This window comes from Paenibacillus sp. H1-7, assembly GCF_022354825.1.
Classification (GTDB): domain Bacteria; phylum Bacillota; class Bacilli; order Paenibacillales; family NBRC-103111; genus Paenibacillus_S.
Map to the genome: position 1 here is coordinate 3,149,768 of NZ_CP031168.1, position 26,807 is coordinate 3,176,574.

Annotated in this window: 30 protein-coding genes; 27 read left to right on the plus strand and 3 right to left on the minus strand. The window is 50.1% G+C overall.

Features of this window, described 5'->3' with window-relative positions:
* Position 1: 1 nt before the first annotated feature.
* The 3 genes from DVH26_RS13865 to comA all read right to left on the minus strand — a co-directional run bounded on the left by DVH26_RS13865 (position 2) and on the right by comA (position 2,170).
* Positions 2–466: a DUF441 domain-containing protein gene (locus DVH26_RS13865; protein ID WP_239634271.1), complete on the minus strand. Its 465-nt coding sequence runs from the start codon at positions 464–466 to the stop codon at positions 2–4.
* Between the two features lie 76 nt (positions 467–542).
* A complete protein-coding gene (locus DVH26_RS13870; protein WP_239634272.1) occupies positions 543–1,280 on the minus strand; it encodes a 2-phosphosulfolactate phosphatase in 738 nt (245 codons plus the stop codon).
* Positions 1,281–1,342: 62 nt separating this feature from the next.
* Positions 1,343–2,170, minus strand: a complete 828-nt coding sequence (comA, locus tag DVH26_RS13875) for a phosphosulfolactate synthase (protein ID WP_239634273.1) — start codon at positions 2,168–2,170, stop codon at positions 1,343–1,345.
* Between the two features lie 168 nt (positions 2,171–2,338).
* Between comA and DVH26_RS13880 the strand changes: the two genes are divergently transcribed.
* The 27 genes from DVH26_RS13880 to DVH26_RS14010 all read left to right on the plus strand — a co-directional run bounded on the left by DVH26_RS13880 (position 2,339) and on the right by DVH26_RS14010 (position 26,791).
* On the plus strand, positions 2,339–2,605 hold the full coding sequence (locus tag DVH26_RS13880) for a YqhV family protein (RefSeq protein ID WP_239634274.1): 267 nt from the start codon (positions 2,339–2,341) through the stop codon (positions 2,603–2,605).
* Between the two features lie 71 nt (positions 2,606–2,676).
* The gene (gene spoIIIAA / locus DVH26_RS13885) at positions 2,677–3,798 is read left to right on the plus strand and encodes a stage III sporulation protein AA (protein WP_239634275.1); all 1,122 of its coding nucleotides are present in this window, start codon (positions 2,677–2,679) and stop codon (positions 3,796–3,798) included.
* Entirely contained in the window at positions 3,798–4,316 is a 519-nt protein-coding gene (gene spoIIIAB, locus DVH26_RS13890; protein ID WP_239634276.1) for a stage III sporulation protein SpoIIIAB, read from the plus strand. Before spoIIIAA ends, spoIIIAB begins: the two co-directional genes overlap by 1 nt.
* A gap of 108 nt (positions 4,317–4,424) precedes the next feature.
* Complete coding sequence (gene spoIIIAC / locus DVH26_RS13895; RefSeq protein ID WP_127605509.1) at positions 4,425–4,628, plus strand: stage III sporulation protein AC; 204 nt, start codon at positions 4,425–4,427, stop codon at positions 4,626–4,628.
* A 16-nt stretch (positions 4,629–4,644) separates the two neighbouring features.
* Positions 4,645–5,034 (plus strand): stage III sporulation protein AD, encoded by a 390-nt coding sequence (gene spoIIIAD / locus DVH26_RS13900; protein ID WP_239634277.1) that lies wholly within the window; start codon positions 4,645–4,647, stop codon positions 5,032–5,034.
* 26 nt (positions 5,035–5,060) lie between these two features.
* The gene (gene spoIIIAE / locus DVH26_RS13905) at positions 5,061–6,293 is read left to right on the plus strand and encodes a stage III sporulation protein AE (protein WP_481857591.1); all 1,233 of its coding nucleotides are present in this window, start codon (positions 5,061–5,063) and stop codon (positions 6,291–6,293) included.
* A 22-nt stretch (positions 6,294–6,315) separates the two neighbouring features.
* On the plus strand, positions 6,316–7,047 hold the full coding sequence (spoIIIAF, locus tag DVH26_RS13910) for a stage III sporulation protein AF (protein WP_239634278.1): 732 nt from the start codon (positions 6,316–6,318) through the stop codon (positions 7,045–7,047).
* A 27-nt stretch (positions 7,048–7,074) separates the two neighbouring features.
* Complete coding sequence (spoIIIAG, locus tag DVH26_RS13915; RefSeq protein ID WP_239634279.1) at positions 7,075–7,713, plus strand: stage III sporulation protein AG; 639 nt, start codon at positions 7,075–7,077, stop codon at positions 7,711–7,713.
* A 39-nt stretch (positions 7,714–7,752) separates the two neighbouring features.
* Positions 7,753–8,520, plus strand: coding sequence for a SpoIIIAH-like family protein (locus DVH26_RS13920; RefSeq protein ID WP_239634280.1), 768 nt, complete (start codon positions 7,753–7,755; stop codon positions 8,518–8,520).
* 211 nt (positions 8,521–8,731) lie between these two features.
* Positions 8,732–9,229, plus strand: a complete 498-nt coding sequence (accB, locus tag DVH26_RS13925; RefSeq protein ID WP_239634281.1) for an acetyl-CoA carboxylase biotin carboxyl carrier protein — start codon at positions 8,732–8,734, stop codon at positions 9,227–9,229.
* A 214-nt stretch (positions 9,230–9,443) separates the two neighbouring features.
* A complete protein-coding gene (accC, locus tag DVH26_RS13930; protein ID WP_239634282.1) occupies positions 9,444–10,802 on the plus strand; it encodes an acetyl-CoA carboxylase biotin carboxylase subunit in 1,359 nt (452 codons plus the stop codon).
* A gap of 235 nt (positions 10,803–11,037) precedes the next feature.
* Positions 11,038–11,448, plus strand: a complete 411-nt coding sequence (locus DVH26_RS13935; RefSeq protein WP_239634283.1) for an Asp23/Gls24 family envelope stress response protein — start codon at positions 11,038–11,040, stop codon at positions 11,446–11,448.
* Positions 11,449–11,522: 74 nt separating this feature from the next.
* On the plus strand, positions 11,523–12,083 hold the full coding sequence (gene amaP, locus DVH26_RS13940; RefSeq protein WP_239634284.1) for an alkaline shock response membrane anchor protein AmaP: 561 nt from the start codon (positions 11,523–11,525) through the stop codon (positions 12,081–12,083).
* A gap of 14 nt (positions 12,084–12,097) precedes the next feature.
* Entirely contained in the window at positions 12,098–12,337 is a 240-nt protein-coding gene (locus DVH26_RS13945; RefSeq protein WP_239634285.1) for a DUF2273 domain-containing protein, read from the plus strand.
* A 246-nt stretch (positions 12,338–12,583) separates the two neighbouring features.
* A complete protein-coding gene (nusB, locus tag DVH26_RS13950) occupies positions 12,584–13,036 on the plus strand; it encodes a transcription antitermination factor NusB (protein ID WP_239634286.1) in 453 nt (150 codons plus the stop codon).
* 30 nt (positions 13,037–13,066) lie between these two features.
* A complete protein-coding gene (gene folD, locus DVH26_RS13955) occupies positions 13,067–13,936 on the plus strand; it encodes a bifunctional methylenetetrahydrofolate dehydrogenase/methenyltetrahydrofolate cyclohydrolase FolD (RefSeq protein ID WP_239634287.1) in 870 nt (289 codons plus the stop codon).
* Positions 13,937–13,939: 3 nt separating this feature from the next.
* Entirely contained in the window at positions 13,940–15,316 is a 1,377-nt protein-coding gene (gene xseA, locus DVH26_RS13960; RefSeq protein ID WP_239634288.1) for an exodeoxyribonuclease VII large subunit, read from the plus strand.
* Positions 15,291–15,548, plus strand: coding sequence for an exodeoxyribonuclease VII small subunit (xseB, locus tag DVH26_RS13965; RefSeq protein WP_239634289.1), 258 nt, complete (start codon positions 15,291–15,293; stop codon positions 15,546–15,548). Before xseA ends, xseB begins: the two co-directional genes overlap by 26 nt.
* Positions 15,545–16,450, plus strand: a complete 906-nt coding sequence (locus DVH26_RS13970) for a polyprenyl synthetase family protein (RefSeq protein ID WP_239634290.1) — start codon at positions 15,545–15,547, stop codon at positions 16,448–16,450. Before xseB ends, DVH26_RS13970 begins: the two co-directional genes overlap by 4 nt.
* Before the next feature lie 292 nt (positions 16,451–16,742).
* Positions 16,743–18,629 (plus strand): 1-deoxy-D-xylulose-5-phosphate synthase, encoded by a 1,887-nt coding sequence (dxs, locus tag DVH26_RS13975; RefSeq protein ID WP_239634291.1) that lies wholly within the window; start codon positions 16,743–16,745, stop codon positions 18,627–18,629.
* Between the two features lie 26 nt (positions 18,630–18,655).
* Entirely contained in the window at positions 18,656–19,489 is an 834-nt protein-coding gene (locus tag DVH26_RS13980) for a TlyA family RNA methyltransferase (protein WP_239634292.1), read from the plus strand.
* 71 nt (positions 19,490–19,560) lie between these two features.
* The gene (locus tag DVH26_RS13985; RefSeq protein ID WP_239634293.1) at positions 19,561–20,040 is read left to right on the plus strand and encodes a hypothetical protein; all 480 of its coding nucleotides are present in this window, start codon (positions 19,561–19,563) and stop codon (positions 20,038–20,040) included.
* 139 nt (positions 20,041–20,179) lie between these two features.
* Positions 20,180–20,629, plus strand: a complete 450-nt coding sequence (gene ahrC, locus DVH26_RS13990) for a transcriptional regulator AhrC/ArgR (RefSeq protein WP_275590472.1) — start codon at positions 20,180–20,182, stop codon at positions 20,627–20,629.
* Between the two features lie 14 nt (positions 20,630–20,643).
* A complete protein-coding gene (gene recN, locus DVH26_RS13995) occupies positions 20,644–22,338 on the plus strand; it encodes a DNA repair protein RecN (RefSeq protein WP_239634294.1) in 1,695 nt (564 codons plus the stop codon).
* A gap of 118 nt (positions 22,339–22,456) precedes the next feature.
* Positions 22,457–23,788 (plus strand): SpoIVB peptidase, encoded by a 1,332-nt coding sequence (spoIVB, locus tag DVH26_RS14000; protein ID WP_239634295.1) that lies wholly within the window; start codon positions 22,457–22,459, stop codon positions 23,786–23,788.
* A gap of 206 nt (positions 23,789–23,994) precedes the next feature.
* Positions 23,995–24,798, plus strand: coding sequence for a sporulation transcription factor Spo0A (gene spo0A, locus DVH26_RS14005; protein WP_239634296.1), 804 nt, complete (start codon positions 23,995–23,997; stop codon positions 24,796–24,798).
* A 433-nt stretch (positions 24,799–25,231) separates the two neighbouring features.
* Positions 25,232–26,791 carry a spore germination protein gene (locus DVH26_RS14010; RefSeq protein WP_379453506.1) on the plus strand — a complete coding sequence of 520 codons (1,560 nt, stop codon included), beginning with the start codon at positions 25,232–25,234 and terminating at the stop codon, positions 26,789–26,791.
* Positions 26,792–26,807 lie beyond the last annotated feature (16 nt).

Sequence of the window (26,807 nt, forward strand, 5' to 3'; positions counted from 1 at the left end):
ATTATTTGATTTTATCCGCAATCAGCGTAAACAGCTTGAATAAAAATGCGGTAATTCCTGCGGCCATCAGCGGGCCGACAGGAATCCCTTTCAAGAAGATAATGCCAAAGATCGAACCGATAACAAGGCCCACAATTAATTGTGGGTCTATTTTTAATAGCTCAAGGCCTTTACCGTTCATATACGTAGCTATCGCACCGCCTAGGAGCGCCAATATCCCGGGCCAAGTCGTGAACATGCTGGTAACGTCTTTAAAGGAAATTCGTTCGCTGGCGAACGGAACCAGAACCCCCATAGTCAGGAACAAGAGGCCGAGCTCAAGTCCGCGGCGTTCGATTGTAGGCAAAAACCGGTCCAGGTGGATCAGCTTCACGATAAGCAGGACACAAGCTGCGGTGGTAATGATGTGGGAGCGGCCAATCAGTCCAATAATAATGAGTACTACCAGCAAAATGTCACCGTTCATCGTAAGACCCCTTGTCTCATGGATTTCTCTCTAATTGTATGAGAAGGAGCTAGATTTAGAACTACTTGTCTTAGGGCTAGGAGAGCTGAGTCACGGCGGAAGAGACCAGCTTGCCGTCACGGATGACAGGCACGATAGGGATCAGGTTCATACGAGAGCAGTAAACGACGTCGTCTTGGTACCCGATCTTGCTTAATCTTTTGCCGTTAGAGCAGTTGAGCAGGGCCTTGGTCATGTCGGATTGAACATATCGGAACGCGTGCAGCATGCTGAGGCCGAAGTCATTGATGTTGATCTCCTGGGCAGTCGGATCAAGCAGCTGTTGAAGCTCTTCTATTAACAGGCCTGCGCATAATCCGTCCTCCAACGAATATTCATCCTGTGTGCCGGAGCAGACAATGACAATATCCTTCTTGGAAGCGGCGGCTTCCATGGCGCACGCTTTACCGTTGAGCAGCGAGGCGGCAATAATCGTGCTGGCTTTGTTGGCTTTCTGGATGGCCCTGGTGCCGTTAGTCGTTGTTATGACAAGCGTTTTACCGGCAATATGGTCATCCATATATTCGAAAGGAGAGTTGCCGAGATCGAAGCCGGGAATTTTTTTGCAATAACGTTCTCCGCCCAACACGAACCCGGGCTGCTGCAATTGCTTGGCCTGCAGTACGGTTTCGACAGGATATACAGCCTGGCACCCGTGGGCCAAAGCCGTCAGCATCGTACTTGTCGCGCGAAGAACGTCGATGACAAGAACCGTCTTATTGATAAGCTCATCCGAACGCGCATCATTGACGCTGGGTACTACGGTAATATCCACACTTTATGTCCTCCTAAGAGTTTTTGCGTCAGCAAAAACTGACGTCGAAAGCATAGGCTTCCTCAAATCTCCCAATTGCCGATATCTTCGGCTTCCTTCCCGAGATGCAGCGTATCCGAGCGCAATCCGCGACGTAAAGCTTCCAAAGAAATCATATCCGCAGGCGCAATATTTCCCAGATGAATGTCGGAGCCGAGTGTATTGATCAGATGAACCTGCTGATCTTTGTTAGGAGCTTCCCACAAGAGCAGATGTTTGCTTGGTACCTGGTCCAGCACTTGAGCTATTTCCGCGTCTTTACAGCCCCCGTTCTCATCGTAAATACCGACGCCCTTGCCTGATTCCCGCCCTTCAATGGTAATGAGGCTCGCTCCCATCTCCGCGTCGATTATGACGGTTTCAATAAGCTGTTCGACCTCGATGGAAGATCCCCAACATTTTTTGCCGTATTCCGTTATTACCGTGAGTCCTTCGTCGACCGCTCTGCGAATCAGCTCGCTGCGCAAGGTCCGTTCTATCTCGATGGTGCCGTCCGATATTTCCAGCGCGTTAAATCCGAGAAAGCTTACCATATCGAAGAAGGAGTCGACCGCTCCTTGCATGATGGCAACCTCCAGGAACGTGCCTCCAGGATAGATCGAAATGTTATGCTCCTTGGCCATTTCGATTTTTTTTCTAAGCAGCTGTGTTGTATAGAGCGGAGAGGTACCAAAGCCGAATTTCAGCATATCCACATAATCGCCGGCGGTTTGCAGCAAATCCTCAAGCGCATGAATCCCCATGCCTTTATCAATGACCATCGTCTTGCCGAGAGTTCTCGGTTTATCCGTACGCTTTCCCGTCGGATCGCTAAGCAGGGGATGCCACTTGACGTGTGACGTAACCTCCATGTCCTATCGCCTCGCTGTCAACATTTTGTTTGAATTTCTGAAAACATCATATGCAGATGGAAATAGGGGTGTGCCCATGAAGCCTAAAATGAGACAAGCATGCATAGATTGATAGAGAGACGGGGGAGAGCTCCCGAGAAAACTGGATTCAAGGAGCGGTGGAAGAGAATGTTAAACAAGATCGTATTAAGCATGGCGTCTTTACGGATATTTTCCGGCTGTCTGGAGATTATAGCGGCGCTCATTATGCTCAGGCTAAACCAGATCGACAAGGCGCTGATGGTCAACACCGGACTGGCAATGGTAGGTCCGCTCGTTCTGTTGACAACGACGACACTCGGATTGGTCGGTTTGGCTGACAAGCTATCATTTGGAAAAATGATCTGGGTGCTAGTAGGAGTCAGCTGCATCTTTATAGGGATTTTGAAAAAGTAAATGGTCATAATCCAATAGTCCAAGCATACATATGAGTATGAAAGATGGACAGCTTGGGGGGATGAATCACGATGCAATCACTTCTCCGGCTTTTTTCTGTCCCCTTGCGGCAAAGACTAGCAACTCTACCAAACGAGGTCATTGCGCAAATACAAGAAATCAGGGTTCGCGAAGGGCGGCCGCTCGAGATTGTATGGGGGCAGCGATACAGTTTTATAGCCCAAGCCTCCGGAATCTGTGACGATCCTGACGATGCGTACCGCCCAACCCGCGACGATTGCTCGACACTATTGGAAATGCTCACTCAGCATTCGCTGTACACATTCGATGAAGAGCTAAGGCGCGGTTACATCACGGTCAAAGGCGGGCATCGGATCGGACTTGCCGGCAGAGCGGTACTGGAGCAGGGAAAGATCAAGCATCTGAAAGAAATCAGCAGCTTCAACATTCGGATTGCGAGTGAGCGGAAAGGGACGGGAGCCCGGGTGCTTCCGTACTTGGTCGATCAGCAGTCGGGAGGATTGCACCACACGCTCGTCGTATCGCCGCCTCAGTTCGGCAAGACCACGCTCATTCGCGATTTGGCGCGGCTAATCAGCACCGGATCTGCCGACAGGACGAACCGATGGTTAAACCGGGGCTACAAGGTTGGCATCGTCGACGAACGATCCGAGATAGCCGCTTGCGAGAAGGGGGTGCCGACCTTCGATCTGGGGCCCCGTACCGATGTGTTGGATGCCTGTCCGAAAGCCGAAGGAATGATGATGATGATCCGCTCCATGTCGCCGGAGGTTCTGGTTGTGGACGAGATAGGAAGGCCTGAGGACGCAGAAGCGATTCATGAAGCGCTGCATGCGGGAATCCGGGTTGTGGCTACCGCTCACGGCTATGATCTCGACGATGTTCGCCGGCGTCCCGTCATGAAGCAGCTGCTGAACGAGGAAGTGTTCTCCAGAGTCGTTGTCCTGGGCAACCAAGAGGGGGTTGGGACGCTTCAAGGGGTTTTTGATGCGAAGGGTCAGGTTGTGCACGGCGTACAGCAAATCGGCAGCAGAAAGCCATCCTCACCAACGGCGTCAGGAACGCATGCCGATTCGCCTCTAAACCGTAATCCGGGTGCTTCCCTGGATTGGACCGCGAGTCTCGGGTCCTTGCCTGCCGGCGGCGGACGTGAGAGAAAGGGGAGGATCTGATGTTGAAGCTGATCGGAGCGATGATGATCTTGCTCTCCGCCACCTTGTTCGGCTTCTACCAGGCACAGCAGTACTCCAGGAGACCGAAGCAAATCGCGGATCTGATCCGCTCGATGCAAAGGCTGGAGACGGAAATCGTCTACGGCTACACCCCGCTCAAGGAAGCGCTGGAGAAGGTCGCCAAAGCTTGCGCCCAGCCGGTAAACGCCATCTTCCGTTATTCGGCAGAGGCGCTAGATCAGTCGGATGCCCGATCCGTACAGAGCATCTGGCATCAAGCGGTCGACGAGCATTGGAAGCATACCTCGCTAAAAGCCGGGGAACAGGACATCATCCGACAGTTAGGCTTCACGCTCGGCTTGTCGGACAGCACGGATCAGGTAAAGCACCTCCGGTTGGCGATACAGCAGCTGCAAGGCGAGCTGGAAGGGGCTCAGGAGGAACGCAAACGGTATGAGAGCATGTGGAGAAGCTTGGGCTTGTTGATGGGAGCGCTGATAGTCATTCTGATGTATTGAAGGGACACGATGCTGAACGGTTGAGCAAGCTAATTGAACTACAAGCCATGCCAAGGGGATGAATGAAGTCGCAGGGATGTTTCAGGTCAGAGGTGAGGGGTGCCAGGAATGAACGTAGATGTAAACGCGATATTTCAGATTGCCGGAATCGGAATTATTATCGCGATGATTCATACCGTGCTCAAGCAAATGGGAAAAGAGGATATGGCTCATTGGGTAACGGTCATCGGTTTTGTAGTCGTTTTGTTCATGGTAGTCAGCCTTCTTGACAATCTTTTCAAGGAAATCAAGACGATTTTCTTATTCCAGTAGGTGCAGGTGAAGCAATGTGGAGATTGTGCAAATCGTGGGACTGGGCTTAATCGCCACCATACTGGTTCTGATCATCAAAGAGCAAAAGCCGATGTTCGCCTTCCTGCTTACCGCTTTTACCGGGATCGTGATCTTCCTCTTTCTGATCGGCAAGATCGCCTCCGTCATTGACATGCTGGAGGAGCTCGCGAATGATGCGAACATCAACATGATTTTTCTAAAAACGATACTGAAAATTATCGGCATCGCTTACATCGCCGAATTCGGAGCGCAAATCGTCCGAGACGCGGGGCAGGAATCGATAGCTTCGAAGATTGAGCTTTCCGGCAAAATTTTAATTATGGTCATGGCCATACCGATCGTATCCGTCATAATCGAAACGGTAGTAAAGCTGCTGCCCGCCTAAAGTTATAGTGCCAGGAGTTGAAGCAGATGATGCGGCAAAAAGGGACATACACTCTAACATGGCGGCATCGCCGCCGCTTCTACCAGACGATCGTGTGCTTGCTGATCTGGATCGGTATCGTCTTAGCTGCCGACATATCCGGCTTGGTTCACGCAGAGGCGACTACTCCGGTCGAGCAGATCATCAAGGAGCAGGCGGAGCGGTTGAATACGGATCAGGTGGAGCAATATTGGAACCAGCTGATGAAGAAATACGGAGGGTACTTTCCCGACGGCAAAACGCCTTCGTTCATGGATTTGCTCACGGGAGCCAAACAGTTCAGTGTAGGGACGATTTTTTCCGGAGTGCTCCGCTATTTGTTCCACGAGCTGCTGTATAACGGCAAATTACTGGCCTCCATCGTCATATTGACCATTTTTAGCATGCTGCTGGAAACGCTGCAAAGCTCATTTGAAAAAAATACGGTAAGTAAAGTCGCTTACGCTATCACCTTCATGGTGCTCATGATAATGGCTATCAACAGCTTCAGCGTTGCCATAGGCTATGCAAAGGCAGCGATAACGGACATGATTCACTTCATGGTGGCGGTTATTCCGCTGCTGCTAACTCTGCTGGCGTCGATGGGAAACGTCGTCTCGGTGTCCGTCATGCATCCGTTGATCGTGTTTATGATTCATGCCGTTGGAACCGCCATTTATCTGATCGTCTTCCCGCTGCTGTTCTTCTCGGCGGTGCTGCACATCGTAAGCTCGCTGACGGATAAATACAAGGTGACTCAGCTGGCGAATCTGCTAAGAAATATAAGCGTCGGGTGTCTCGGCGTATTCGTAACGGTATTTCTCGGGGTCATTTCCGTAAGAGGCGCAACCTCCGCGGTAGCCGATGGGGTCACGATTCGGACGGCCAAATATATCGCAGGCAACTTCGTTCCGGTTGTAGGGCGGATGTTCTCCGACGCTTCGGAAACGGTGATCGGGGCATCGCTGCTGGTGAAGAACGCGGTTGGATTGGCCGGCGTCGTAGTGATTTTGATCCTTTGCGCATTTCCGGCTTTGAAAATAATGGCTCTGGCCTTGATATACAACTTGTGTGCGGCGGTACTTCAGCCGCTCGGGGACAACCCGATGATCGCCTGCCTAGAAACGATCGGCAAAAGCCTGATCTACGTATTTGCGGCTTTGGCCGTAGTAGGACTGATGTTTTTTCTGGCAATTACCATATTAATAACGGCAGGCAACATATCCGTCATGATGCGCTAGCTGCGGGAGAGGAGAGGAGCGCTTGGAATGGTTAGGAAATTGGCTGAAATCCATCGTACTCGTCATTTTGCTTGCCACATTCGTGGACATCCTGCTGCCCAGCCAAACGATGCAGCGGTACGTCAAAACGGTGCTGAGCCTGTTCATCCTGTTAACGCTGCTATCGCCGCTGCTGTCGATTTTCCAAAAGCAGATCTCCCTCGAGCAATTGCTGAGCAATGCGATGTTTACCAAAAGCGGCGCGCTGTTCGCTTCAAGCTCGAAGCAAGGAGAAGCGGAGCAGATGCAATCGCTCGGGAGTATTCAGCAGCAGGCGGAGCAGCTTAAAACAGCACAAGAGCAGCAATCCCAGCGGATGATGCAGCAGCAGATCGAGGGCCTGATGAAGAAAGGCATCGAACAAGCCGGACCCGGCTCCGTCAAGGTGCAAAGCGTCAAGGTGGAGACCGGAAAAGACAGCAAGGGGCAAGTGCAGATCGTACAGGTCCATGTGCAGGTCGCTCCAGGCTCAACAGAAAGCAAGGGAGAGAGCAATTCGGGACGCGAGCCGATGAAGCCTGTGTACATAGAGCCGGTAACGATCGGCATCGGTCAGCAATCGAAACCGGCTGCTCAAGAAACGCCGGATAACGGTGGGCAGGCTGGAGGCTACGAGCAGGAGAGAACGCAAATCCGAATGAGCCTGAGCAAAGAATGGCAAATTCCGATGGACCGAATCGCCGTCGATGTCGCCGGAGACAAAACGAAGTCTTGATCGGGTCAGCCAGAAGGAGGTGAACCAATGGGTGGTTTTATGAAATGGATGGAATCGTGGTTAGGCGGTGGTCCGAGCGGGACGAAGCGGGTGAAGACGTTTCGCTGGCTGGTGCTGTTGGGACTTGCCGGAGCAGCGTTTATGATACTCAACTCCTTTATTACGGTTAAGGATGTTGACCCCATTAGTGAAGGCAGAGCATCTCCGGAGGCGCCGGCCCAATCGGCTTTTGCAGGCGGCGCGTCAAGCAAGGAACGCACCGCATTCCGGGATTATGAGAGTGCTTACGAATCGCAGCTGAAGGAAATTTTGTCCAAGATCGTAGGCGTAGGCGATGTGGAAGTGATGGTGACGATCGAGTCGACTGAGGAGGTCGTCGTCGAACGCAATTCCAAGGATACGCAGCAGGTGACGAACGAGAAAGACCAGCATGGGGCCACACGCCATGTAACGGATGTAACGCGAAGCGGCGAGGTCGTCCTCTATGAGGTATCCAACGGCAAACAGCCGCTCGTGACGAAATATATTAAGCCGAATATAAGGGGAGTTCTTGTTGTCGCCCGCGGCGCGGAAAACCTGACCGTCAAAAAGATGGTCACGGAAGCAGTGGAACGGGGGTTGGGCGTACCGGCCAACCGGATTTCCATCCTGCCACGCAAGCAATAATAAAAATAATAAACAACCCCAATTTAAGGAGGATTTTACATGAACTCGAAAAGACAAACAATTTGGCTCGTCTCCATGCTCAGCTTGATGGTCGTTTTGTCCGCTTATTATTTGTTTACCGAAGATGTGAACAAGCTGGATTTCAATGCAACAGGCACTGCGGAGCCCACTGCAAAGGAAATCGTAGTGAACACTAACGATCTGAACGCCGCCAAGCAAGCTCCTGCTGCAGACGCACAAGGCAGCGCTCAAACGGGCACAGCTGCCCCTGATGCCAAGCAGGCTCCTGCAGCAGCCAAGCCGGAGCAAAAAGAGAGCAGCGTCAAGACCGATACGCCATCCGATGCCAAAGCCAAGCAAGATACGCAAGCGAAGGATCAAGCCACTTCCAAGGCTAACGACCAAATCAGCCCGGCGGACGCCAAAGTGCTTCAGCAAGTATCGGCGCAAGCCACATCCGGTACAGACTACTTCATCAATCTCGGCCTCAAACGCAATGAAGAGATGGCTAAGCAAACGGAACAATGGATGACGATCCTGTCCGATACGAAGCAAACTCCGGAAGCGGCCGCCAATGCCGCGGCGGAGCTTAAGAAAATCCAGGACAACGAAGCCAAGGTGACTAACCTGGAGGACATCCTGCTGAAGGACTTCCCCCAAGCGGTTGTAACGCAGGAAGCAAGCAAATGGAGAGTTACCGTTCAAAGCAACAAGCTGGAAAAAAGCCAGGCTGTAACCATCGTAGAGAAAGTGATGGAAGAAATGAATATCGGACCGGACAAAATCATCGTCCAATATATTCCATAATAGAGGACTTCATGACGCTTACCGTGAGAGAGCCTGGATTGATCCGGGCTCTTTTTCCGTTGTTTTTCCTAGTAAAAATGCAGGCCGAACACGGCTGGAAATTGTCGAGAAACCGCGTACATGCACGATGTTCCAAGAAACTCTTTTCTTGGACAAAGATTATGATATAATAACAACGTCGTGTTTCACCATCGTTGAAGGAGTGAATCTTGTGTTTAAACTTAGCGAAATAAAGGAATTGATCAAATTAATCGATCAAACCTCTTTACAAGAATTGGAAATCGAGAGTGAAGGCTCGCGCCTTTTGATTCGTAAACCTAATAAAACGGAGTCGGTGGTTGTAGCTGCAGCACCGGTTCAACAAACCTTTACGCCTGTAATTGGACAGCCTGCCGTACAGCAGACGACTGCACAAGTATCGGCAGCTGCCCCTGCCCCTGCCGCAGCAGCTCAAGCAGCAGATGCCGGACTACATACTATCGTATCGCCTATGGTAGGTACATTCTATGAAGCTCCGTCTCCCGGTGCGGCTTCTTTCGTATCGAAAGGCAGCTCCGTTAAGGAGAAAACCGTAGTATGCATTATCGAGGCTATGAAGCTGATGAACGAGATCGAAGCGGAAATCAAGGGAGAGATCGTTGAGGTTCTGGTTGAGAACGGCCAGCTTGTTGAGTACGGCCAGCCGTTGTTCAGAGTAAGACCGGAGTAACAAAGATGAAGCTTTGCCCTTTGCAAAGCATAAGCCAATGCTTGCGACGCCAGTTTTGCTTACAGCAAAACTCAAAGTAACGCTTTCGAAGAAAGCTTTGCCTATGCAAAGCTCAGCCTATGCTTACGACGCCAGTTTTGCGTTCCGCAAAACTCAAAGTAACGCTTTCGAAGAAAGCTTTGCCTACGCAAAGCTCTCAGGAGGAGAAAATAAATTGAAGTTTCAAAAAATATTGATCGCCAACCGAGGCGAAATAGCCGTAAGAATCATTCGAGCATGCCAGGAACTGGGCATCTCTACGGTTGCCGTCTATTCCGAGGCCGACCGTGACGCACTGCATGTCCGATTGGCAGACGAAGCCTATTGTATCGGACCGACGCTTTCCAAAGACAGCTACCTTAATTTGACGAACATATTAAGCGTAGCGACCTTGACCGAGACGGATGCGATCCATCCGGGGTACGGCTTTTTGGCTGAGAACGCCGATTTCGCCGATATTTGCGAAAGCTGCAACATTACGTTCATCGGGCCGTCGGCCGATGCGATCAGCCGCATGGGTGACAAGTCCGTGGCTAAGCAGACGATGAAAGAAGCTAACGTTCCTGTAATTCCGGGATCGGACGGCCTGGTGGAGGATATGGAGGAAGCGATCCGCCTTGGTCGTGAGATCGGCTATCCTGTCATTATCAAAGCAACCGCCGGAGGCGGAGGCAAAGGAATCCGCATCGCCGAGAACGAAGAAATGCTCATTCAGCAAATTACGACCGCGCAGCAGGAAGCGCAAAAAGCTTTCGGCAATTCGGGCGTTTATTTAGAGAAATATTTGACCGGCATGAAGCATGTTGAAATTCAGATTTTGGCGGACAAGCACGGCAATGTCGTTCATCTCGGAGAGAGAGATTGCTCCGTACAGCGCCGGCGCCAAAAGCTGGTCGAAGAAGCGCCTTGCCCTATTCTGACGCCGGAAATTCGTCAGGCCATGGGCGAAGCCGCTGTTCGCGCCGCGCTGGCAGTCAATTATTCAGGAGCGGGTACGCTTGAGTTTCTTCTCGGACCTGACGGAAAGTTCTACTTCATGGAGATGAATACGCGTATCCAGGTCGAGCATCCGGTAACCGAGTTGATTACAGGTATCGACATCATCAAGGAAATGATTCACGTAGCCGAAGGGGAGCCGCTGTCGTTCACCCAGGACGAAGTGCAGATCAACGGCTGGGCTATCGAGTGCCGGATCAATGCGGAGGATTCTACGCGCAATTTCATGCCGTCCGCTGGTCAAATCCAGTTTTATTTGCCGCCAGGCGGTTTTGGCGTCCGTGTCGACAGTGCTGCGTATCCGGGATATACGATTTCGCCGCATTACGATTCAATGATCGCCAAGCTGATCGTATGGGGGAAAGACCGGGACGAAGCGATTCTTCGGATGAAGCGCGCTCTGTCGGAGTTTACCATCGAAGGCATACACTCTACGATCCCGTTCCATCTGAAGCTGATGGAGCATAAGAAATTTATCGCGGGCGACTTCGATATCAAGTTTTTGGAAGAGCACGATGTGAACGATCCTGAATCGTAAAACGTGGATAAATTCGGTTTTCCATATCGCGAGGTTGCGGGCGAGAAACCTTAATTTGTCATCTTTTTACGATAATGGTATAGTATTCGATAAGACAAGTTTTGCAAAAATGATGCATATGCATTAAGTAAGCACTGTTACTCGTCTCGCATCAAGCGAATTAGGATGGCTGGGACGAGCCGGTGTCCAACTAAGCATGTTTTGCAATTGCAAAACTTCCAAGGAGGTTCCCGTAATGACTATGATTGCTGCCGATTATGAGAAGACCGACATAGGCACAATTCAAATTGCGCCGGAGGTTATTGAAATCATTGCCGGCATGGCGACGATTGAGGTGCCTGGCGTAGCCGGTATGAGCGGTGGATTTGCAGGCGGTATTGCTGAGCTGTTAGGCCGCAAGAACATGTCCAAAGGAGTTAAGGTGGATGTGGGCCAACGAGAAGCCGCAATTGATGTATCCATAGTCATCGAATTCGGCACGAGAATTCCGGAGGTCGCTTCCGGCGTTCAGCAAAATGTTAAGCATGCTATTGAGTCTATGACCGGGTTGAGCGTAGTACAGGTCAATGTGCATATTCACGACGTCATCTTCAAAGGAACTGACAAAGTGGAAGAGCCGGAAGTAACGCCTAATCGCGTCAAGTAGACACGTAAATACGCACTTGGCAAACCCCCTTCAAGAAGTAAGGGGGTTTGCTCTATCGGAAGGAGTCCGGGTTTGTGATTAAAGTCATCGACAAGTTGCTACTTTTCATTTTTAGTCTGGCTGTTCTGATTGGCTGTATCATAATGCTTGTATGTTCATTTGGCTGGATTTCTTTGGAAAGCGTAGGCAACTTCATTCACGACGTTTACTACGACATGGATACGGCAATTGTGTTCATCCCCGTTACGATCGTAATGGCCCTGATCAGCATCCGCTTCTTGGTTGTCGCGCTTCGCAGAGGGAAGGCTAACGTTCCTTCCATTGACCAACGGACGGATTTCGGCGACATTCGCATTTCGATGGAAACGGTCGAGAACCTCGCTTTGAAAGCAGCGAAACGTTCACGAGGCGTCAAAGACTTGAAGGCTCGGGTCAAAGTCAGCCCTGCCGGACTTGAGATCATTATTAGAGCCATCGTCGACGGCGAAAGCTCCATCCCCCAGCTAACAGAGGAGATGCAGGCCGGCATCAAAACCCACATTGAAGAAATTACCGGTATTCCCGTTGCGGTAGTATCCGTTTTTATCGCGAATATTCAACAAGCATCCCCCACTTTTAAAAGTAGAGTGGAATAGAGGTGAGCTCCCTGATGTGGAAACAACTATGGGAACAGCTTTGGGAAAAACACAGAGGCAAAACCATCTATTCTGTGCTCGGTTTGCTGCTCGGATTGATCTATTTGATTTGCGGCTTGTGGGATATGTTAATTTTTGTCCTAATCGTATATACTTGTTATCATATAGGGAGAAGAGTCGATCGTGGTCAACCGGCGTTTCCCGTAGAAGAAACGTTTCGTTGGTTAATGGACAAATGGAGATTGTTTAGATGAAATCCCTGGTTCTATCCAAGGATTTTTTTGTTTGATAACCGGATTTTTTGCTCAGTTTAAGCTTATGATCCGAGCTTACGAAGAAGGCTTTTCTACGAAAAGCCCAGCCTATGCTTACGATGTATGCTTTCCTTTCAGGAAAGCCCAGCCTATGCTTACGATGTATGCTTTCCTTTCAGGAAAGCCCAGCCTATGCTTACGATGCAGGCTTCCTTTCAGGAAAGCCCTTAGGAGGAAACAAAACGAATGAGAAGAAGATTGGCAAGGGAACTAGCCCTCCAAAGCCTGTACCAAATGGAAATGAACGAAGTGAACGCACAGCAAGCGATTGCCCATGTGGTTGAAGAAGCTCAAACCGATGACGAAGCGAACTTGACCAAGGAGAAGGACAGCATCGCGACTCAAGACATCTTGGAGCTCGTAGCGGGAACGGCGACCAACAAAGCACAAATCGACGCGCTGCTCACGGATTACCTGAAAGGCTACCAAATGGACAGGCTGTCGAAGGTGGACCGCGAAATTTTAAGGCTCGCTACGTTCGAAATGATCTACCGCGACGATGTTCCGCCGAAGGTTGTCGTCAACGAGGCTATTGAATTGGCCAAGCATTTCGGTACGGAGGAATCGGGCAAATTCGTTAACGGAGTGCTCGGTAAAATGATCAGGGAACTCGAGCAAATCAAGTCGAAAAGCAAGTAGCACCACTCATAATGGAAAGGGGAACATCCAATGCCAGCGCAAGTTATTAACGGAAAAGAAATCGTCAGTACATACCGGGCCCAGATCAAGGAAGAAGTCGCAAAATTGACTCAGGCAGGCGTTCAGCCGGGCTTGGCGGTCGTTATCGTCGGAGACGATCCGGCATCCCACGTATATGTACGCAATAAAGCAAAGGCATGTGAGGAAGCGGGGATTTACTCCGAGGTTCACAAGTTGCCGGAGCAGACGCCGGAAGCGGAAGTGCTCGCGCTCATCGAGAAGCTGAACCGCAGCGGGAACATTCACGGAATTCTTGTTCAATCGCCGCTTCCGAAGCATATTTCCGAGGAAAAGGTTGTTGAAGCGATCGCGGTTGAAAAAGACGCGGATTGCTTTCATCCGGTTAACGTCGGCAATCTGATGATTGGCAAGGAAGGACCTGCTCCATGTACTCCCGCGGGTGTCATCGATATTTTGAAGCATGTTGGTGTGGACATCGCCGGCAAGCATGCCGTAGTCATCGGAAGAAGCAATATCGTCGGCAAGCCGATGGCCATTTTATTGCTGAGAGAGAATGCAACGGTGACGGTTGTTCATTCCAGAACTCAAAATATGGCTGAAATTACGCGGCAAGCCGATATTTTGATAGCGGCTGTAGGCAAAGCGAAAATGATCAAGAAAGAGCACGTCAAACCGGGCGCGGTCGTTGTTGACGTTGGCATTAACCGTCTAGACACCGGCAAATTGGCGGGCGACGTCGATTTTGACGATGTGCTTGATACGGCAAGCTACATTACGCCTGTTCCGGGCTGCGTTGGACCGATGACGATCACCGTCCTGTTAAAAAATACGCTGGAAGCGGCTAAACGGGCAGCGGCTCAGTCGCAGTCCCATGCATAAGCTATGAGTCAAAAAACGGTATTTTCGATCAAGGAATTAAACCGGTATATCAAAATGCGGCTGGAAAGCGACAATGTGCTGCAAAACGTATGGGTTCGCGGAGAAATCTCGAACTTCACGCATCATTCGAGCGGCCATATGTATTTCACATTGAAGGATTCCGACAGCCGCCTGAAAAGTATCATGTTCGCCTCGCATAACCAAAGGCTGGGCTTTATTCCGCGGGAAGGCACCAAGGTGCTTGCCTGCGGAAATATTTCCGTCTATGAACGGGACGGACAATATCAGTTCTATGTAACACAGATGCAGCCTGACGGAATTGGCAGCCTATATTTGGCTTTTGAGCAGCTGAAAAAAAAGCTGGATTCCGAAGGGCTATTTGCCGTCTCCAGGAAAAAAACGATTCCCCGGTTTCCGCGGGCGATCGGAGTTATAACTTCGCCGACCGGCGCAGCCGTGCGCGACATTATGATCACGCTGCAGCGCCGTCATCCGAACGTTCCGGTGCTGCTCTACCCTGTGCTGGTTCAAGGGACGCAGGCGGCGCCCTCAATCGTCAAGGCGATTCAAGCCATGAACGAGAGGAACGAAGTGGATGTTCTTATAGTGGGCCGCGGCGGCGGTTCCTTGGAGGAGCTGTGGGCGTTTAACGAGGAAGCGGTAGCGCGGGCCATGTTCGCGTCGGCGATTCCGATTATTTCGGCGGTCGGGCATGAGACCGACTTTACGATCGCCGATTTCGTCGCCGATCTCCGGGCGGCGACACCTACGGCAGCAGCGGAGCTGGCGGTTCCGCACCATCTGGAGCTGAAGCAGCAGCTGTCCTATTTGAGGCAGCAGCTGCAGGCCGGCTTGACGAATCAGCTGCAGCGCAGCCGCGACAGATTGAAGCGCACACAGCGCTCACCGGTGCTGTTAAATCCGCGAAGGCAGCTGCTAGTGCAACCGATGGAGCGTCTCGACCGTACTAAGGAGCAGCTGGCTTTCCAGTTGCGCCGCAAAGTCGCGAAGCTCCAGGAGAAACGGATGAGGCTCGACAAGCATTTATCGGCCTTCAATCCGAAGGAGCAGACGATCTATGCGAGGAAGCGTCTCGACGCGGCCGGCCGTCAGCTTCAGCAGGCGATGCAGCAGCAGCGGAGGAGCAAGCAGCAGCAGCTGGCTTCGATGATCCGGCATTTGGATGCGCTTAGTCCGCTCAAGATTATGCAGCGAGGCTACAGCCTCGTGTACGATGAAACGGAGCGCCAACTCATCAAATCCATTCATCAGATACAAATTGGGGATGTTGTAAAAGTAAGGCTGGCAGATGGTCAAGTGGATTGTCATGTGTGGTCAATGGAGGAGAAGCAAAATGACAAAACCGGAAACGACGCCTAGCTTCGAGCAGGCTATGGATAAGCTGGAGCAGATCGTTGCGCAGCTGGAAAGCGGGGACGTGCCCTTGGAGCAAGCGATCGAGCTGTTCCAGGAAGGCATGAATTTGTCCAGGCTATGCGGTCAAAAGCTGGAGCAGATTGAACGCAAAATCGAGATTTTGATGGAAGAAGAGGGTGGACTGGTCAAAAAGCCCTTCAACCCTTCAACCGACGAGAAAGGTGATATGAAATGATCACAGGCCCTTCCATAAAGGAATACCTGGAACAAAAAGCGGTATTGATCGAAGAGGAGCTGGCTGAATCTTTTCCCGGCATCTGGAATATTCCGGATCCGCTGCGGGAATCGATGATGTACTCATTACTAGCCGGCGGCAAAAGGCTGCGTCCTATTATGGTGCTTGCGACTGTCGAAGCATTGAACGGCAGCACGGAGAACGCTCTTCCCGTCGCTTGCGCGGTAGAGATGATTCACACGTACTCGCTGATTCATGACGACCTTCCGGCGATGGATAACGACGATTACCGCCGCGGCAAGCTGACGAACCATAAAGTATACGGCGAAGCGATGGCTATTTTGGCAGGAGACGGATTGCTCACGCATGCGTTTTATTCCATCGTGCAGGCGTACCGCTCGTATGATGTTCCTGCGGAAAGAATCGTCGAGATCGTAGAAGATCTTTCCAGACTGGCAGGAGCGACCGGGATGGTAGGCGGCCAGGCGGCGGATATGCTGGGAGAGCAAGGGATTACAGGTCTGGAGCAGCTCGAATATATTCATCTGCACAAGACTAGCGATTTGATCGTGTTCTCTTTAAAAGCAGGCGGGCATATTGCCGGCGCAACGCCGAAGCAGCTGGAAGCGCTGGAGCGGTTTGGAACGCAGATCGGCCTGGCATTTCAAATTCAGGACGATATTCTGGATCTGATCGGCGACGAAGAGAAGCTGGGCAAGCCGGTGAAGAGCGACGAGAAGCAGCAGAAGGTCACTTACCCTTACTTCGTCGGCATCGACGCTTCGAGAGAGAAAGTAAGTCAATTGACGGAACAAGGCAAGCAGGCGATTTTGGATGCGAAATTCCCTAATCCGGATCGGCTCCTTCAAATTGCCGATTTCATGATGAAGCGCGATCACTAATTGAAGCAAGCGAGTGACTAGGCTTCATGTGAATTTGTCATATCCTATGGGCCGTAAGGTTTCTGTTTGAGCGTTTCTTTGCGGGTATGTTATAATGGGTTCAATATTATGAGACGATCCGCCCATTGACTGCAATACCTATGGGAACGGTTAATAAGGAGTAAGGTCCGGGATATGAAAGGTTCCGCAAGAAGTGCAACGGCAAGCTTTATATTATCATTTGAGCAATGTTTCGGGGGTCCCATGGCATCAGCTACAGACAAAATCTATCAAGGAAAGCGAGGGAACAAGCATGCTGCTCGAACAAATCAATCAGCCTAAAGACTTGAAGCAACTGTCAATTGAGCAACTGGAACAGTTGGCTGCGGAAACAAGGCAGTTTCTTGTTGAGAAGCTATCCGTTACTGGCGGTCACCTCTCGTCTAACCTTGGTGTCGTTGAGCTTACAATTGCATTGCATTATTTGTTTAACAGTCCCGAGGATAAATTCATTTTTGACGTGGGGCATCAATCGTATGTGCACAAAATGTTTACGGGGCGCATGGACAAGTTCGATACGCTGCGTAAATATAAGGGAATGTGCGGCTTTGTCAAGCGTTCCGAGAGCGAGCATGACGTATGGGAAGCGGGTCACAGCAGCACATCGTTATCCGCAGCGATGGGGATGGCGATTGCGCGCGATATGAAGGGTGAAACGAACCGTGTCATTGCCATTATCGGCGACGGCGCTTTGACCGGCGGTATGGCTTTGGAAGCTATGAATCACATTGGCCATGAGAAGAAGAATCTGATGGTTATTTTGAATGACAACGAAATGTCCATCGCTCCTAATGTAGGGGCGCTTCATAACTACTTGGGCAAAATTCGCTCCGACCGGAACTATGTGAAAGTGAAGGAAGAAGTCGAATATTTGATTAAAAAGATTCCGGCGATCGGAGGCACTCTGGCGAAAACACTGGAGAAGCTCAAAGATTCGCTGAAATATATGGTGGTGTCCGGCGTACTGTTCGAAGAGCTGGGCTTTACTTACCTTGGTCCTGTGGACGGCAATAATTTGCCTGTACTGATGGAGACGCTTAAGCAGGCGGAAAAGGTGGAAGGCCCCGTGATGGTTCACGTGCTTACCCTCAAGGGTAAGGGCTATTCTCCAGCTGAAGAAGACTCCCATGCTTGGCATGGCGCAAGTCCATACAAGATCGAGTCGGGCAAAATGGTGAAATCGGCGGGACCGCCTATGTACACAGATGTGTTCAGTAACTCGATCATCGAGCTGGCCAAGGAAGATCAGCGTGTGATCGCCGTAACGCCTGCCATGCCGGGCGGCTCCGGCTTGATGAAGTTTGCCAAGGAATTCCCGAACCGGATGTTCGACGTAGGCATAGCCGAACAACATGCGGCCACCTTGTGCGCTGCGCTGGCAAGCGAAGGCATGAAGCCGGTGTTTGCAGTCTATTCCACGTTCCTTCAAAGAGCTTATGATCAAGTGGTCCACGATATTTGCCGAGCCGATCTGAATGTGATTTTCGCTATCGACCGTGCCGGCTTTGTCGGACCCGACGGCGAGACGCATCAAGGCGTTTACGATATAGCCTTCCTGCGCAGCATTCCTAACATGACTTTGATGATGCCAAAGGATGAGAACGAGCTTCGACATATGCTCAAGACAGCTGTCGAGTTCAACGACGGGCCGATTGCGGTTCGCTATCCGCGCATTAGCGGTCGCGGCGTATCGATGGATGAGCCGATGAAGGTGATTCCTATCGGGTCGTGGGAAGTATTGAGAAACGGTGACAGCGCCGTCGTACTGGCGGTTGGACCGATGATTCCTGTCGCTATGGAGGCAGCCGAGCTGCTAAGCAAAGATGGCTTCCAGCTTCGGGTTGTCAACGCGAGGTTCATCAAGCCTATGGATGAAGCGATGCTGCTTCAGCTGGCGAAGGAGAACATTCCAATCATCACATTGGAGGAAGGGGCCCAGGCAGGCGGCTTCGGCAGCGGTGTGCTTGAGTTCTATTCCCATCATAACCTTCATGGAATGCGTGTCAAAATTATCGGTATTCCCGATTATTTCGTAGAGCATGGCTCTGTACCGGAGCAGCGTGCGGAGGTCGGACTTACCGTAGAACGTGTCGTGACCGAGGTTCAAGCGCTTGTACCGCGCAAACGGCAGCGTGCCTGACGGACGGAAAGTGAGATCAACAACTAATGGCGGCAGATAAAGAACGTTTGGATATATTGCTTGTAGAGCAAGGCTTTTTCGAATCGCGGGAGAAAGCCAAAGCATCCATCATGGCGGGGCTTGTGCTGGTAGACGATGAGCCCATGGATAAGGCGGGGACGAAGATTCCAAGAACGGCGAAGCTCGTCGTTAAAGGAGCCGTTCACCCGTATGTCAGCCGTGGCGGATTGAAGCTGGAGAAGGCGCTCAAGCTGTTCGAGATTGATTTGACCGGTGTGACGATGCTCGATATCGGGGCGTCTACCGGCGGGTTTACCGATTGCGCGCTGCAAAACGGGGCTTCCTATGTGTATGCGATTGACGTAGGATACAACCAGCTGGACTGGTCGCTGCGCAGCGACTCGCGTGTCAATGTAATGGAGCGGACGAACTTTCGGTTTATGCAGCCGTCCGATTTGAAGGGGCCGCAGCCATCTTTTGCTTCCATCGACGTGTCGTTCATTTCGTTGAAGCTGATTTTGCCTCCGCTCAAGAATATTCTTGTAGAGAACGGAGAAGTGGTGGCATTAATCAAGCCGCAATTCGAAGCAGGGCGGGAGAAGGTTCCCAAAACAGGCGTTGTGCGGGAGCCTGCCGTTCATAAGGAAGTGCTGCAAACGATCTTAACGTTCGCAACCGACAACGGCTACGTGCTGAAAGGTCTTACCTTTTCTCCTATCAAGGGCGGGGAAGGCAACGTCGAGTTTCTCGCTTACTTCCGCTGCAATACCGATGAAACGCCCATTTCGGCGCAGGAGATGGAACGCTGGATCGACCAAGCGGTGGCGGAAGCGCAAAAGCTGCAAAACTCATCAGGATGATGAGTTTTTTTCTTTTATTTGGAGGATATCGGCGCGGTTTTCTCGAATACTAAGGCTGAGGTGAGGGTGCCATGCAGAACGGGGATGGAATCGTTGTCTTTCTCATTTTATTGGTATTGGGAACCTGGCTTTTTATATACGTACGCACGCGTTTGAAGGAAACGGTACAGCAAGGAATACACCCGCTGCCGGAATACACCGAAGTTCCAGAAGATGATGCAACCCGTCTGTTGGAGGCGGAAGGCTATACCGTTACCGGAAGCAAGCAGCGAGTACCCTTGCATATTACCGTCGATGGCGAAGCGGAGCTGCAAAGCCGGCTGTTTATCGATTATTTCGCCGAGCGGGACGGGCTGTATTACGCTGTCAAGCTGGCCAAGGAACGCAAACCACTGGAAATGACCGGAAGCGCCGTGCGCGATCATCTGCTTATTTATCAGCTGCTGTATCCTCAGACTGCAGGTGTTCTTTATTTGGATCTGCAGCAAAATAAAGTACAATGTATAGTATTCCATGTGGATTTGGAACATGACGAAGATGAAGTGAGTTAAAGCCCAGCTTATGCTTACGACGCAAGTTTCCTTACAGGAAACTCAGCTTATGCTTACGATGACGGCTTTTCTTATCAGAAAAGCCCAGCTTATGCTTACGACGCAAGTTTCCTTACAGGAAACTCTTAGGAGGTAAATAATGAAAGGCCAACGCCACATCAAAATTCGTGAAATCATCACGAATAACGAAATCGAAACCCAGGACGAGCTGGTAGAGCAGCTGCGCAACGCGGGCTTTCCAGTGACTCAGGCAACCATATCCAGAGATATTAAGGAGCTTCACCTTATCAAAGTGCCGCTGGACGACGGCCGCTACAAATATTCGGTTCCGGCGGATCAAAGATACAATCCGATGCATCGGCTGAAAAGAGCGTTGAACGATCATTTCGTTCATATCGACTATACCGAAAATCAGGTTGTGATGAAAAGCCTTCCGGGTACCGCCAACACCATTGCCGCTTTGCTCGACAGCCTTGAGTGGCCGGAAATTATGGGGACGATTTGCGGCGACGACACCATTCTTATTATTTGCAGGAACAAGGAACAAAGCGCAACAGTAGTCAATCAAATTTTATCCATGTTAAGTTAACGGGAGAGATCGCGATGCTGCTTGAAATGACAATACGCAATTTAGCTGTTATTGAATCGGTGCATTTGAATTTTCGCAAAGGGTTTCATGTGCTGACAGGGGAAACCGGCGCAGGGAAATCGATTATTATTGATGCATTGACCCTTATTGCAGGAGGGCGGGGCTCTGCCGATCTGGTTCGATACGGAAGCGATAAAGCTTTTATTGAAGCGCTGTACCAAATCGAAGAAGGGCACCCGGTATGGAACTCCCTCGAGCAATTAGGAATCGAAGCTGATTCCGAAGGACATCTGATCGTCCGGCGTGAGATTACGGCCCAAGGCAAAAGCACAAGCCGCATTAACGGGCAGCTTATCAATTTGTCCGGGCTGAAGGAAGTCGGTCAATGGCTCGCCAATATTCATGGTCAGCACGAGCATCAATCGTTATTTCAAGTTGAAGAGCATATTGGCTGGCTCGATACGTTCGGTGAAGAAGAGATTGAATCGGCTAAGAACGAATACCAGGCTGCATTCCAAGAATACACGGAAATTCGCAAAAGCGTGAGAGATCTTGAGGAAACAAGCAAGAAATCACTGCAAATGCTGGATTTATACCGGTTTCAGGTCGAGGAGATCACTTCTGCGCAATTAAAAAGCGGCGAGGATGAATTATTATTTGAAGAAAAGCGCAAACTAGCCAATGCGGAAAAATTATATCAGCATGCGGCGGATGCATACGATTTGCTGTATACCGGCAATAAAGGTCTCGATGCGATTCGGAAAGCGATTCAGAAGCTCGAGGACATCGCCAATCTGGATCCGGACAAGCTGAAGGCAATGGTCGAGCAAGCTCAAGGCGCGTATTATCAGCTGGAGGATTCGGCTTACCAAATCCGCGACTATAGAGATGAAATCGAATTTAATCCTGCAAGACTGGATTACATAGAACAGCGGCTGGATACGATTGCAACCCTGCGGCGCAAATATGGTGAAAATGTCGACGATATTTTAGTGTATTTGGACAAAGTAACCCGGGAGCTCGATCTGATCGAGAATAAGGATGAGAAGCTGCAGGAGCTGCAGAAGAAGGAACAGCAGGCTCTGCAACACGCGCTTCAGCTTGCGCAGCGCTTGTCGGACCGGCGTCAATCGGTTGCGGAGCGGCTGGCACATGAAATTGTAGTGGAGCTTCGTGAGCTCCATATGGAGAAAACGCAGTTCAAGGTTCAAATTACATACCGTGAAGACCATCTTACAATGGAAGGCGCAGATGAAGTCGAGTTCCTCATTTCCGCCAATCCCGGAGAGCCGCTGCGCAGCATGAGCAAAATCGCCTCCGGCGGTGAGATCTCCAGAATCATGCTGGCTTTGAAGTCCATTTTCGCCAGAGTGGATCAAATTCCGGTCCTCGTCTTCGACGAAGTGGATACGGGGGTCAGCGGGCGCGCGGCCCAAGCGATTGCGGAGAAAATGTCCAAGCTGTCCCGCAGCTGTCAAGTATTCTCGATTACCCACCTGCCTCAGGTAGCCTGCATGGCTGACGCACATTATAGAATCCATAAGGAAACGGTCGGAGAGCGCACCTTTACGCGCGTTGACGATCTTACATTAGAAGGACGCATTCATGAATTAGCGCGGATGCTGGGCGGTGTTGAGGTAACGGACAAAACTTTGGAGCATGCTCAAGAAATGATCGATTTGGCATTTGACAAGAAATCAAGGATGTAAGCCGACTGGCGTGGCATCATTTTCAGTTATAAAAGGGTGGGCGCAGGGTTAACTTATAGTTACACAAGCGGCGGTTCACCACAGCCGCCAAGCGAAGGAAGCAAGGGAGCGTGACACCGTGAGTTCCAACCAAAGAAAAAGAATGATTGGATTAATGCTCGTCTTCTTCGTTTGTCTGGGTAGCTTATCCACGCCCTTCCAAAGCTTTGCCTCATTTCCTGAAGAGCTTCGGCTCTTTACCGGACAACAGACCAGCTTGCAGCTAGCCATGCCGGTAAGTGCGCAAGTTACGGTTAACGATCCGGAAATATTGAAAGTCAATGGCTCCACCAAGCACTCATTTCAGGTAGATCTGCATAAGCCGATATCGCTGGAATCGTATAAAGCGGGACAAGCCGAGATGAAACTGAAGCTTTTCGGTAAAATTCCTCTGAAGACGGTCAAAGTGAATGTAGTACCCGATTTGAAGGTCATTCCCGGAGGGCAAACCATCGGAGTGAAGCTGAAATCGGCAGGCGTATTGGTTGTCGGTCATCATTTAGTATCGGTAACGGAAGATAAAAAAATTTCTCCGGGCGAAGACGCAAAAATTCAGCTGGGCGATTTGATCGTCAAGATTAACGGCAAACCCCTGAAGGAAATTGCCAAGGTTTCCGAGCTTGCAGCCGAAGCGGGACAGAGCAAGAAGCCGCTAACCTTGACAGTGCAAAGAAACAACGAACTGGTTGACGTACAAATTCACCCTGCCTACGACATCGTAGACAAAGCGTACCGGCTTGGCCTCTATATTAGAGACTCCGCGGCAGGAGTTGGGACGCTGACTTTTTACGCGCCGGATCAAGGCGTTTATGGGGCATTGGGTCATGTCATAACCGATATGGATACGCAGACTCCAATCGTAGTTGGCTCAGGCGAGATCGTCCATTCCAATGTCACATCTATTTCGAAAAGCCAGAATGGCGAACCGGGCGAGAAGCGGGCTCAATTTTCCAAGGAAAGCAAAGTATTGGGGAATATCGAGAAAAATACGTCCTTCGGGATTTTCGGCAAAATGACGGAGCTGCCTGATCACGGACTAATCAAAGAAGCGCTGCCTGTAGCGTTCGCTGAGGAAGTCAAAGAAGGACCGGCGCAAATCTATACCGTCGTCAACGGGCAAAAAGTCGAGAAGTTCGATATCGAAGTGATCCACGTAGCCAAGCAGGATTTCCCGGCAACCAAAGGGATGGTTATCAAGATTACCGATCAACGGCTGCTTGATAAAACAGGCGGCATTGTGCAGGGGATGAGCGGCAGTCCGATTGTTCAAAACGGAAAAGTCATTGGAGCCGTAACTCATGTCTTCGTCAATGACCCGACCAGCGGCTATGGATGCTTTATTGAGTGGATGCTTCATGATGCGGGAATTATGCTGCGAAATACTAAGAATGCCGAACCGAGAGCGAGCTAGAGGCTCTTGGTTTTTCTTTTTCAGGCTCGTTCAAGCTTTTGTCGAATAATGTACTTATTTGAAGTAAAATAATTATTATAATTTATATTTTAAAAAAAATCTAGAAAAATAATTTTCGACAGAAGGAATTTTATTATCGCTGTCGAAAATATACTTAGGTAAAAAATGCTAATCTTATTTGTCGCCATTTGAAGGAGGATGTTACGTTGCAAATGATCGAAGTATTATTGGCTGATGACAATCGCGAATTCACGAATTTACTTTCCGAATTTATCGACGAACAAGAAGACATGCATGTATCGGGTGTTGCATATAACGGCAACGATGTTCTTCGTTTGATTGAGCAGGCTGATCAAGTACCGGATGTGTTAATTCTCGATATTATTATGCCGCACTTGGACGGACTCGGCGTATTGGAGAAGCTCCGCGAAATGGATTTGAATCCTCAGCCGAAAATTATTATGCTTACCGCTTTCGGTCAGGAGAACATTACCCAAAAGGCGGTTCAGCTCGGCGCATCGTATTACATTCTAAAACCGTTTGATATGGAAATATTGACGAACCGGATTCGTCAGCTTGTTTCCAATAACCAAACGAGCTCCGTAACGTCGTCGCATTCCTCTCCAAAGGCGAATGTAGTTCAGCTGCCGAAAACCAAAAATTTGGACGCTAACATTACGACCATCATTCATGAAATCGGCGTTCCGGCACATATTAAAGGATATCAATATCTTCGTGAAGCCATCACGATGGTATATAACAACATCGAGATTCTGGGCGCCATCACCAAAACGTTATACCCTGCTATCGCCGAAAAATACAAAACAACCCCGAGCCGCGTCGAACGCGCCATTCGCCACGCGATTGAAGTCGCCTGGACCCGCGGCAACATCGACAGCATCTCCCACTTGTTCGGTTACACGATTAATATATCGAAAGCAAAGCCGACGAATAGCGAATTTATCGCGATGGTGGCGGATAAGCTGAGAATCGAGCATAAAGTGTCGTGAAAGTCTGCCGATACTACGTATGATGACGATAAGTGAATGTTTGTTCATCTTTATCGGGCACTGTGAGATGGGATAACGATACCTTAAACGATGCCTTGCGATAAAGCTGAACAAGTTCACCTCCGTCCAATAAGTAGATTTATCGGTTACTATTAGCGAATGTTCAATACGGAGGGAAATTACGACCAAAGGTTACGTCGAATCTTACGGGATTCGGCGTTTTTTATTTTCTTTTAACGGGCAAGTTTAACACCATCCTATGACGTTCATGAAAAAAGCGCCATCTGTTTACGGGTTGCAAATAAACCTATAAACAAAGGGTGCTTTTTGTTTTGGAATACACTGCCAGGGCAATAATGGAGAGTGAACATCCTAGCCGGGAGATAACGATATGAAACTATTGAAAAAGCTGCTTAACCGAGGGGCTAAGCCAATGCCTGGCACGGTTGCCGGCAATATGAATCCAGCCTCAACCGCGAAGCCGTTAATAAAGGCAAGTCTGGATGAGAATTTGGATTATGTCAGAAAAAGTATAGGGCATAGTACGGATATTATTATTAGGGAAACACGAATAGGCCAGAATGGCGTACTCAGAATGGGAATTATTTTTACAGAAGGATTGGCTGATAAATCGGTAATCAATGATTTTATCATGGAAACTCTCATGCTGGAAGTAAAAACAGCGGAGCTGGACGCAGAGCTATCCCGATCGGCTTATGCTCTTCAGGTGATTAAGAGCAAGGCTCTCACGATTGGAGATATCTTGGAGGTTACGGATTATGATACGATGCTCCATTCCATTTTGTCCGGAGACACGATTATTTTACTGGACGGCAATAGCGTAGCGATCAATGCAGGCACCAAGGGATGGAAAGATCGGGGTGTCACGGAAACCTCCAAGGAATCTGTGGTAAGAGGCCCTCGAGAGTCGTTCTCAGAGACTTTAAGAACGAACACCGCATTAATTCGGCGTAAAATCAAAGACCCGAATCTTTGGCTGGAGACGCAGCAAATTGGCCGGCTTACGAAAACCGATGTCGCAATCATGTACATCAACGGCATTGCCAATGACAAAATCGTGGAAGAAGTGCGCACCCGTCTTGCCCGCATTGATATCGACAGCATCCTGGAGAGCGGTTATATAGAAGAATTGATTCAGGACAAGACGTATACTCCGTTCCCTACCATCTATAATACCGAACGTCCCGATGTTGTCGCGGCCGAGCTGGTTGAAGGGAAAGTAGTGATTCTCGTCGACGGAACTCCCGTCGTTCTTGTCGTCCCTGCGTTATTCGTTTCTTTCTTGCACTCGGCGGAGGACTATTATCATCGCTTTGATATCAGCTCGCTTGTACGTATATTACGATACGTCGGCGTCTTTATTGCACTGCTTGGTCCGTCCTTATACGTTGCGATAACGACATTTCATCAAGAAATGCTGCCGACAGAGCTCCTCATCGGCTTGGCTGCCCAACGGGAAGGAGTTCCTTTTCCTGCATTTATTGAAGCGATAATGATGGAAGTGGCATTTGAAATTTTAAGGGAAGCCGGGCTGCGAATGCCTAGAACCATCGGACCTGCCGTCTCGGTTGTCGGTACATTGGTTATCGGTCAGGCTGCTGTCGAAGCGGGAATCGTATCGGCCGCCATGGTAATAGTCGTATCGACGACGGCGATCGCAAGCTTCGTATTCCCGTCTTATAGCTTAGCCAGTTCCTTCCGGATGCTTCGGTTTCCTTTAATGGGACTTGCCGCATCTTTCGGTTTGGTAGGTATCATCGTAGGGCTGATTGGCATCGTGCTTCACTTAACAAGCTTACGGACGTTTGGGGTTCCCTATATGAGTCCATTCGCTCCCTTGATTATCGACGATCAAAAGGATGCGATATTTCGCTTTCCACAATGGTTCATGCTTTCCCGTCCGAGGCTGATTAATCAAAAGAACGTCATCCGCCAAAACATGAGCAAGACCGATCCGAAAGGTCGCGAATAACAAAGGAAAGGGGACT

Excerpts from the sequence above, each read along its gene's own strand:
- DVH26_RS13970 (WP_239634290.1), top strand. The coding sequence starts at position 15,545 with ATGATCACAGGCCCTTCCATAAAGGAATACCTGGAACAAAAAGCGGTA.
- comA (WP_239634273.1), bottom strand. The coding sequence starts at position 2,170 with ATGGAGGTTACGTCACACGTCAAGTGGCATCCCCTGCTTAGCGATCCG.
- DVH26_RS13985 (WP_239634293.1), top strand. The coding sequence starts at position 19,561 with ATGCAGAACGGGGATGGAATCGTTGTCTTTCTCATTTTATTGGTATTG.
- spoIIIAG (WP_239634279.1), top strand. The coding sequence starts at position 7,075 with ATGGGTGGTTTTATGAAATGGATGGAATCGTGGTTAGGCGGTGGTCCG.
- DVH26_RS13945 (WP_239634285.1), top strand. The coding sequence starts at position 12,098 with ATGTGGAAACAACTATGGGAACAGCTTTGGGAAAAACACAGAGGCAAA.
- folD (WP_239634287.1), top strand. The coding sequence starts at position 13,067 with ATGCCAGCGCAAGTTATTAACGGAAAAGAAATCGTCAGTACATACCGG.
- DVH26_RS13880 (WP_239634274.1), top strand. The coding sequence starts at position 2,339 with ATGTTAAACAAGATCGTATTAAGCATGGCGTCTTTACGGATATTTTCC.
- xseB (WP_239634289.1), top strand. The coding sequence starts at position 15,291 with ATGACAAAACCGGAAACGACGCCTAGCTTCGAGCAGGCTATGGATAAG.
- recN (WP_239634294.1), top strand. The coding sequence starts at position 20,644 with ATGCTGCTTGAAATGACAATACGCAATTTAGCTGTTATTGAATCGGTG.
- DVH26_RS13980 (WP_239634292.1), top strand. The coding sequence starts at position 18,656 with ATGGCGGCAGATAAAGAACGTTTGGATATATTGCTTGTAGAGCAAGGC.
- DVH26_RS14010 (WP_379453506.1), top strand. The coding sequence starts at position 25,232 with ATGCCTGGCACGGTTGCCGGCAATATGAATCCAGCCTCAACCGCGAAG.
- nusB (WP_239634286.1), top strand. The coding sequence starts at position 12,584 with ATGAGAAGAAGATTGGCAAGGGAACTAGCCCTCCAAAGCCTGTACCAA.
- DVH26_RS13935 (WP_239634283.1), top strand. The coding sequence starts at position 11,038 with ATGACTATGATTGCTGCCGATTATGAGAAGACCGACATAGGCACAATT.
- spoIIIAB (WP_239634276.1), top strand. The coding sequence starts at position 3,798 with ATGTTGAAGCTGATCGGAGCGATGATGATCTTGCTCTCCGCCACCTTG.
- ahrC (WP_275590472.1), top strand. The coding sequence starts at position 20,180 with ATGAAAGGCCAACGCCACATCAAAATTCGTGAAATCATCACGAATAAC.
- xseA (WP_239634288.1), top strand. The coding sequence starts at position 13,940 with ATGAGTCAAAAAACGGTATTTTCGATCAAGGAATTAAACCGGTATATC.
- DVH26_RS13920 (WP_239634280.1), top strand. The coding sequence starts at position 7,753 with ATGAACTCGAAAAGACAAACAATTTGGCTCGTCTCCATGCTCAGCTTG.
- dxs (WP_239634291.1), top strand. The coding sequence starts at position 16,743 with ATGCTGCTCGAACAAATCAATCAGCCTAAAGACTTGAAGCAACTGTCA.
- spoIIIAE (WP_481857591.1), top strand. The coding sequence starts at position 5,061 with ATGATGCGGCAAAAAGGGACATACACTCTAACATGGCGGCATCGCCGC.
- DVH26_RS13865 (WP_239634271.1), bottom strand. The coding sequence starts at position 466 with ATGAACGGTGACATTTTGCTGGTAGTACTCATTATTATTGGACTGATT.
- spoIIIAA (WP_239634275.1), top strand. The coding sequence starts at position 2,677 with ATGCAATCACTTCTCCGGCTTTTTTCTGTCCCCTTGCGGCAAAGACTA.
- spoIIIAC (WP_127605509.1), top strand. The coding sequence starts at position 4,425 with ATGAACGTAGATGTAAACGCGATATTTCAGATTGCCGGAATCGGAATT.